At 48.9% G+C, this 6722-nt stretch carries 6 protein-coding genes; 2 read left to right on the forward strand and 4 right to left on the reverse strand.

What is annotated here, in order from left to right; all coding sequences use genetic code 11:
• A partial coding sequence (locus ACP5D0_RS09530) for a DUF4395 domain-containing protein (RefSeq protein WP_472365531.1) occupies window positions 1–749 on the reverse strand: 749 nt, incomplete at its 3' end.
• A 287-nt stretch (window positions 750–1036) separates the two neighbouring features.
• Complete coding sequence (locus ACP5D0_RS09535) at window positions 1037–1474, reverse strand: hypothetical protein (RefSeq protein ID WP_472365532.1); 438 nt, start codon at window positions 1472–1474, stop codon at window positions 1037–1039.
• Window positions 1475–1649: 175 nt separating this feature from the next.
• Between ACP5D0_RS09535 and purB the strand changes: the two genes are divergently transcribed.
• Entirely contained in the window at window positions 1650–3047 is a 1398-nt protein-coding gene (purB, locus tag ACP5D0_RS09540; RefSeq protein ID WP_472365533.1) for an adenylosuccinate lyase, read from the forward strand.
• Between the two features lie 6 nt (window positions 3048–3053).
• Here purB and ACP5D0_RS09545 read toward each other — a convergent pair whose 3' ends face one another.
• Window positions 3054–5054, reverse strand: a complete 2001-nt coding sequence (locus tag ACP5D0_RS09545) for a diguanylate cyclase (protein WP_472365536.1) — start codon at window positions 5052–5054, stop codon at window positions 3054–3056.
• A 69-nt stretch (window positions 5055–5123) separates the two neighbouring features.
• Window positions 5124–5276: a hypothetical protein gene (locus ACP5D0_RS09550; RefSeq protein WP_472365534.1), complete on the reverse strand. Its 153-nt coding sequence runs from the start codon at window positions 5274–5276 to the stop codon at window positions 5124–5126.
• 278 nt (window positions 5277–5554) lie between these two features.
• Between ACP5D0_RS09550 and ACP5D0_RS09555 the strand changes: the two genes are divergently transcribed.
• Window positions 5555–6712: a JmjC domain-containing protein gene (locus ACP5D0_RS09555; protein WP_472365535.1), complete on the forward strand. Its 1158-nt coding sequence runs from the start codon at window positions 5555–5557 to the stop codon at window positions 6710–6712.
• The last annotated feature ends 10 nt before the right edge of the window (window positions 6713–6722 follow it).

The following is a 6722-nucleotide window of genomic DNA, read 5'->3' on the forward strand; positions in this document are numbered from 1 at the left end:
GCTTTCAAGGCTTTTTCCGCGGCTTTTCGTTCTTCCATCCAAGCGCGTTGGTCGAAGTCAACGTTCATACAGTCATAACAATGCTGTTTGAAGATGTGCAACTTCGCCAGCAGCCAATGCATTTTGCAACCCAAGCAGAAACCGAACACCGCCTCCATCCACATCAGCAGGAAGCAGATGCCCACCAGCAGCGGAATGAAGTCCGGCATCCAGTTATGGTCGGTCGGCAGAATTTGCGTGCCAAAAAGATCGTTGACAAACCGTGCGGCCGTATCGGGGTTAAAAAACAACAAACACAAAGAAATCAGCGTGGCACCGATAATCCAAGCAAAACGCTTGGGTTTCAGCGGCTCCCATTTCGGGCGAGTATTGCGCGTCAGGAAGGTGGCTAGGTGAATGGTGGGCGATAAATAGGCGGTGCGGACAAACATGCCGGTAATCATTTCAAAAAAACCGTAAATCAACACCAGACTGGGAATGGTGTAATCAAATGGGGTGCGATAGGCCTGCACATTAAAAATCGTGCGCCAGTCCTGAGTGACGTCAAAGGTTTCTTCCACAAAGGTATTCGGTAACACCGTCCAAGTCGGGGCTAAAACCGTGGTGAACAGCACAATCACCATGTAAATTGGAATCAGCAACATCAAACCGGCGCGCATCTGTACGGCGTGCTTGTTAATGAAAATGACCTCTTCCGATTTATCTCGGAACCAAAGGTTTTTAAAATGATAGCGCATGTAATCGAGCATGGTGTTTCCCCTAGCTTCATTCGGGTTAAGAAGATGGATAAAATTTCAATCGGTGCCTGCCCTGTGTGACAGCCACTTGAATGAGTGCATTAGCATAAAAACCCATCGCCAAATTATCAATCAGGGGAAACCCTAAATTTTCTTATAGGCGACATTAATAAAATATTAACAACTGTTAATAAATACAAATTCTATTTTTAAAACAATGATATAAGCTTAAAACCTCTAGCCGAAATTTACGCCCGTTTAACGTTTTCCAAATGTGAAAACAAAAAGGACGGTCATGTTTATTGCGCCAAGCAGAGTTTTTCCAGTCGTTGTTCGCCGTGTTCCCCGTAGGGCAGATAACTCAGAAAACCACGATTGCCGAGCTGGTGCCACCGCAGGCTGTTTTTTTCATCCAGTGCCATATACTTGACACTGCTGTCCGTCACCTTATAAGGCTGCATCAGCCGCATGGTGCCGTTGTATTGAATCACGGCCAGATGCCCGTTGGGATCAATGTCCATGTAAATGACGGTGACGGTCTTGCCGGAAGTGCATTGATAGGTGACCCGATCACTCTGCCAGCGAAAATCGCGCACTCGGTTTTCAAAGTGGGTTTCCCCCGCCTGTTCTTCAAACACGGCGGCCTGAGCGGCCATCGGCCAAATGCCCAGGCCTGGCAGAAGTAACACAGACAGGTTTATCCCGATAAGCGCCTTCAACAGTTTTGAATCCAACATTCTATTCCTCCACGCATTTGTAAAAAATTGACCATCGCGTTCCTTTACTCGAATCGGTTCGGGTTAATGCAAGCATGGATTGCGCCAGACAACACCCAAGGCAAACTGCATTACATTCAGTTATAATAGCGCCAATTTTTTACGCTATTTCGCCTTAAAAGAAGGAACTTAACGGATGCAACTTTCAGAACTGACTGCTATTTCACCTGTCGATGGTCGCTATGGTGCGCGCTTGTCCAACCTTAAAGAGATTTTCAGCGAGTACGGTCTCATCAAAAATCGTGTGAAGGTGGAAGTGTCCTGGTTGCGGATGCTGGCCAACCACCCAGGGATTCCGGAAGTGCCCGCACTGAGTTCGGAAGCGGAAAGCCATTTGATGAAATTGGTGGACGAATTCACCTTGGACATGGCGCAACGCGTTAAGGACATCGAAAAAACCACCAACCACGATGTAAAAGCGGTGGAATACCTGATTAAGGAACACTTTGGCGACAATACCGAACTGAACGCCATTGGCGAGTTTGTGCATTTTGCCTGTACCTCCGAAGACATCAACAATCTGGCGTATGCCTTGATGTTAAAAGACGCACGCTCAAATGTCATCGTGCCGGAAATGCAAACCCTCGTGAACAAAGTCGCTGAAATGGCCACCGAAATGGCCGACATTCCGATGATGTCTCGCACCCACGGCCAGCCGGCTTCCCCAACCACCGCCGGTAAAGAATTCGCCAATGTCGCTTACCGTTTGCAACGCCAGATCAAGCAACTGATGAATGTGCAAATCATGGGGAAAATCAACGGCGCCACCGGCAATTACAACGCCCATTTGGCGGCCTACCCGTCCATCAACTGGTATGAACTGACCGAGCAATTCGTGCAAAGCCTGGGCTTGGCCTGGAACCCTTATACCATCCAAATCGAACCGCACGACTACATTGCGGAATACTTCCACGCCATGCAGCGTTTCAATACGATTTTGATCGACTTCGACCGTGATGTCTGGAGCTACATTTCCATCAACTTCTTCAAACAGAAAACCGTTGCCGGCGAAATCGGTTCTTCGACCATGCCGCATAAAGTCAATCCAATCGACTTCGAAAACTCCGAGGGCAACCTGGGCATCGCCAACGCCATCTTCGATCACCTGGGTCAAAAATTACCGATTTCGCGCTGGCAGCGTGATTTGACCGACTCCACGGTGTTACGTAATCTGGGCGTGGGCGTGGCGCACACCCTAATTTCCCTGCAAGCCACCCTGAAAGGTTTGAACAAACTGGAAGTCAACGCGCAAGCCATGGCGGACGACTTAGACAACAACTGGGAAGTGCTGGCGGAAGCGATTCAAACCGTGATGCGTCGTTACGGCATTGAAAAGCCGTATGAGAAGTTAAAAGAACTGACGCGCGGTCGTCGCGTCAACAAGCAAATCATGCAGGATTTCGTCGATACGCTGGCATTGCCGGAAGACGCCAAACAAATGCTGAAAGACATGACGCCGGCCTCTTACATCGGCAATGCGGCACAGCAGGCGCAAAACATCGAATTGGCGTTGACCATGTTGAAAGGACGTTAGGCGGCATTAATTGACTTCTTCAGGTGGTTGAATACAGGCGCTTTTTCCTGTTTCAACCACCACACGATTGCGTCCGGATTCTTTGGCCTGATACAGCAACTTGTCGGAATCCTTATAGAGAGCATCAATATCAGAAATATCCGCCGCTGGACGGCACACCAGCCCGATGGAGACCGTTAAATAAGACGATGCGCTGTTTTTCGCGTGTTCGATTTGGCTGTTTTCAACCCCCTGTCGAATCAGCTCCATCAGTTGCAAAGCATTTTGATGTGCCTCAACTTTAAACACCACGCCAAACTCTTCTCCCCCTAACCGAAACGCAAAATCGTCCGCCCGTTTAAGATTGTGCTGCAACACTCGGGCGACTTCTTTCAAAGCCCAATCCCCTTTCTGGTGACCGTAGGTGTCGTTATAGGGTTTAAAGTAATCCACATCCAAAATCGCAAAGGCCAGCGACTCGTTTTTACGTTTCGCCGCATTGAGCAATTTTGGCAGAACGGTATCAAAATGACGTCGGTTATACAGCCCGGTCAGGCCATCGGTAATCGCAGTGGCTTCCAATCGTTTTTTATCGGTAATGTCGTGGCGGATCGCGGTGTAGCCGACTTTTTCGCCCAGCTCATCGAATTTCGGATGAATCCACAGTTCGCTCCAGAAAAAGTCGCCATCACGGGTCAGGCTTTTGAGTTCACCGTGCCAGGTGTTATCCTGCAAAATGGTGTCCCACAAATCATCAAACAATTCGTCTGGCATGTCCGGGTGACGAATCACACGATGGGTGAAGCCGATCAACTCTTCTTTTCGGTAACCACTGACTTTAATAAGCGCTTGGGAAACATAGGTGATGTTACCGTCCAGATCCGTCGAGGAAATCAGCAAGTTCTGATCGACCAGTCGCAGGTAATCCCGCAAGGCGCGTTCATTGTTTTTCAGGTCGGTGATGTCCTGCATGGTGATGACAATTTCACTGTCATTCAGCCACTGGGCATGGAGACTGTAGGTAAGAATGCGATCCTGAAGACGGATTTTCGCCAGATTTTCCTTGTGCGGGTGTTCCAATAAATAATGTGTCCACAGTTGGTTTTCGGTAAAAGTGGTCACCAACCCTTTTCCTGCCAGAAAACACTCACAGATGCATTGATGTTCTTGGAGAAACGACGCCAGAGAATCGTACTGCAACACATCCAAAAAGCGTTGATTGACCTCAATAATCTGACTGCCATTGGTCACTAGAACAATGTCCGATTGGGCATCGAGGATTTTTTGGGTGCGTTCGAAGGTGCGCATCAGCATCCGTTCATAACGTCGCACCAAGAGTTTCAATAGCAGAAAAATCGTCAGTAAAATGCCTGCGGAAGCCGCCGCCATCACCAGCAACGTGGTGTGAAAATCGTCGTAAAAAGCGGTGACATCATAGAAAAACACAAACTCACCGATCGGCTGCCCCGAAAAATCCTCAATCGGAAAGCGTTCATACTGAAAGCGTTTGTCATCGGCCGAAATCGTCGATGGCAAGGTGGTGTCATAACGGATATGCTGTTGATAGCGACTCAAGAGTTCGGGATGGCGAATGGTTTCGAAGACCACCGGCGGCTGCGCTTTGAAAAACGTCATCACGCCTTCTACCAGATTGTTCTCTGCGAGCAAATCCAGTACCTTTTTCGGCGAAGCACCGATCTCCACCGCCCCTATGTACTCGCCCTGCCAGAATAAGGGTTCGATGACTCGAAACAAAGGCGTCTGCACCAAACCGTTTTCAAAGCCATACAGCTTGGTCTGATGTTGGTGCATCTGTTCGATATAAGGGCGTTTGGCGGCAATGGTGTCGCTGAAGACCCCCGGGCGATGCAAACGCAAAAAAGAACGACCATCGGGCAGGTGATAATGAATCGCCTGCAGATAAGGGTCATTCTGCTTGGCTTTGTGCAACAGCCGCTCAGTCAGCGCCTGCAGGTGCGGGCGGTTCTGCTGCGCCAGTGCCTGTTTAATGTCTTCATCAATAAACACCTGCAACTGATTGTCGTAGTGCTCATTTAAGTGTTGCTGTAGATTGGTTTGAAAAGCGGTTTCAATCTGCTAGCGCTGCAAGCTTTCAATTCGGTTGAGATTGCCAGTTTCGAACGCAAAAAAGATGGCAAAAAAGATCAACAGACCGAGCAGCAAGACACTGAAAATCGCCGACAGCAAACTTTGCTCACGGTTAAAGGTTTTAGGGAAAAAGCGATTCATTTCAGAAAGAGCGTCCTTACAATCGTTGCATCGGCCATGCCATCAGCCTTCAAAAAATAAGAAAAAATTATAACAAACTTCAAGGTTTTTTTATGGGTTAGCGGTCTAAAATCCACAAAAATCAATCAAAGGCCACATCTACCAGGCCTGGATAAAAAACCAATTTCCCTCTTGAGAGGGTCGCAAATGCCTCTTCTACTCGGCGCCGAATACATTGTTTTTTCCGTTATAATGGCGGTTTTGTTAATGCTTTTTCAACCCGTGAGACAGACCCCCCCATGATTCAATTTTCCGCTGTATCCAAAGCCCAGTTTTTAAACGATTACTGGCAACAAAAGCCGCTGCTGATCCGCAACGCCCTGCCGGATTTTGTGCCGCCCATTTCCGCTGAAGAACTGGCCGGTTTATCGCTGGAAGAAGAAGTGGAAAGTCGCATCGTGATTCAGCACAGCGACACCGATTACGAACTGAAAAAAGGGCCTTTCCCAGAAAGCGTTTATCAGGAACTACCGGAAGAAAACTGGACGCTTCTGGTGCAGGGCATGGATCGTTTAATACCGGAAATCAACTCGTTGCTGAATGAATTTAATTTCATTCCTCGCTGGCGAATCGACGACATCATGGTCAGTTATGCGGCGGTTGGCGGCAATGTCGGCCCCCACTACGATCACTATGATGTCTTCCTGTTGCAGGCGCAAGGCGAACGCCGCTGGCAATTGTCGTCGCAACACTGCACAGCGGAAAATCACATCGAAGGCGTGGATTTACGCTTGATGAAAACCTTTATCGTGGAAGACGACATGGTTTGCCAACCCGGCGACATCCTCTACATTCCCCCGAAATGGGGGCATCATGGCATCGGTTTGACCGACGACTGCATGACCTTTTCCATTGGGTACCGCAGCTACCAAGGTCAGGAACTCTGGGACAGTTTGGGAGATCATTTATCGGAAATGTCGGCCTTCCAAGCAAGCTACCAAGACCCGACCTGGTCGGACAATCTCAACCCAGGTGAAATCACCGACAAGGCGGTTACACAAGCGCAAGCGCTGCTGCTGTCGGCTTTACAGGATAAAAGCCTGCTGAAAACCTGGTTTGGGCGTTTTGCCACCCAACTGGATGCGGAAGCGTCACGCCAACTGCCGGAACCCTTAACCGAAGACGAAACACCGGAATTCGAGGCTTTCTGCCAGGCACTGACCGAATGCGACGGCATGGAAAAAGACCCGGTCTGTCGCTTCGCGTTCGCACAGGTGGCAAACGAAACCTTGCTGTACATCAATGGCGCCATTTGGGATAAGCAGGGCGCTGAAGACGATTTTATCGCCGCTTTGTGCAACCAAAACGAACTGTCGCCCAACGATTTGCAACGCTCTGCCAATCACGCCTTGCTGTTTGATTTGTGGCAATTGCAATTTCTGGTGTTTATCGAATAACACGCAAAAC

Source organism: Hydrogenovibrio sp., from assembly GCF_049975065.1.
GTDB lineage: Bacteria > Pseudomonadota > Gammaproteobacteria > Thiomicrospirales > Thiomicrospiraceae > Hydrogenovibrio.